This window comes from Pasteurella oralis, assembly GCF_042681465.1.
GTDB lineage: Bacteria > Pseudomonadota > Gammaproteobacteria > Enterobacterales > Pasteurellaceae > Pasteurella > Pasteurella oralis.
The window spans coordinates 1,483-2,293 of record NZ_JBHUFP010000014.1 but is presented as its reverse complement, the minus strand read 5'-3'; the positions used below and the strand labels follow the sequence as shown (position 1 = coordinate 2,293).

Genomic DNA, 811 nt, shown 5'->3' with positions numbered 1-811 from the left:
GTCGGTGTAGAAGGCTTAATGCACATTCCCGGTGACATTATTCGTGTAGCAGATTGCCATTATGCAGATACAAATATTGGTGGTCGTGTAATAGCTGTCAATGGTAAAAAAGTAACGCTTGATAGAGAAATTACGCCATGGGGGAATAGTTATTTAACATACATTAATCAAGAAGCTAAGCATAAAGATATTCGCATTGTAAATGTAAATGGTAATGAAGTGACGTTAGAGTCAGAGCCTGTTGGTTTAGCTGAGTTCGGTATTTGGTCTTTAACAACACAAGAAATCAATGTGCAATTATTCAAAGCATTGACGATAAGCGAAGACAAGCAAGGTCAATATACGATTGTTGCGCTTCAACACGAACCACAAAAGGAAGCAATCGTGGATAATGGCGCAGTCTTTGAGCCAAAAGAAACAACACTTTCTACTGCTGGACTTGATAAAGTGCAACATGTCGAAGTACAAGCAGACGGTGATGGCGTATCGTTAAGTTTTGATTACGTGGTCAAGCACAGTGCAATGGTGAAGTATCAGATTAAATTATATAAAGACGGAACGTTTTATAAAATCTATGATGATTTAACATCACCAAACTACAAATTTATCGGTCTTCCCAACGGGGAATATGTTGCGGAAATTCGCGCTAAGAACGAGCAAGGACAGCTATCAGAGGCGGTTACTAAGTCGTTTAATATCAGCTTTGCTGTGAGCGAATTAACTACTGTTTCGAAAGTGTTTGGGATTTTGCTGCAGTGGAAAAATCCAGTATTCGCCAATCCAAATTCCGCGATCGAGATTTGGACGAGTG

General features: G+C 39.6%; 1 protein-coding gene. It reads left to right on the top strand.

Translation table 11 applies throughout. From position 1 onward, the window contains the following. Positions 1-811 (top strand): phage tail tip protein J-related protein (locus tag ACFSAV_RS08545; RefSeq protein ID WP_465263154.1); only part of this gene is annotated, 811 nt, incomplete at both ends.